The organism is Flagellimonas olearia (assembly GCF_009184425.1).
GTDB classification, from domain to species: Bacteria; Bacteroidota; Bacteroidia; order Flavobacteriales; family Flavobacteriaceae; genus Flagellimonas; species Flagellimonas olearia.
The window spans coordinates 1-332 of record NZ_WELG01000154.1; the positions used below are offsets into that span (position 1 = coordinate 1).

The window sequence follows — 332 nt, forward strand, 5'->3', positions numbered from 1 at the left end:
TGTTCAGTAGCCCAGCAAGCAGATCGCCCAGAACCGGAATTTGCTCCAGCAGAGTGGGGAGGGTTTCCAGCAACGCGAGGTTGCCTGGCTCAGCAAGGCCAGCCAGCAGGTCCGTTAAGATTCCTGGGTTGATGGTTCCGCCGCCCAGCAGGTCGCCCACAGGGCCTAGCTTTTCACCGGCGGCCAGCAGACAGGTTAGTGGATCCGCATCTTCAGGGCACAATTCGCCAAGACCACCGGACAGGTTAAGAATGCTGCCAACGCCGCCGAGCACTTCGGTCAAACATGCTTGGGGCTGAAAATTATCGGCGCGGGTAGATATTGGACACAGG

At 58.7% G+C, this 332-nt stretch carries 1 protein-coding gene; it reads right to left on the reverse strand.

Features of this window, described 5'->3' with window-relative positions; genetic code table 11:
- Window positions 1–283 (reverse strand): hypothetical protein (locus tag F8C76_RS19495; RefSeq protein WP_211372210.1); only part of this gene is annotated, 283 nt, incomplete at its 3' end.
- Window positions 284–332 lie beyond the last annotated feature (49 nt).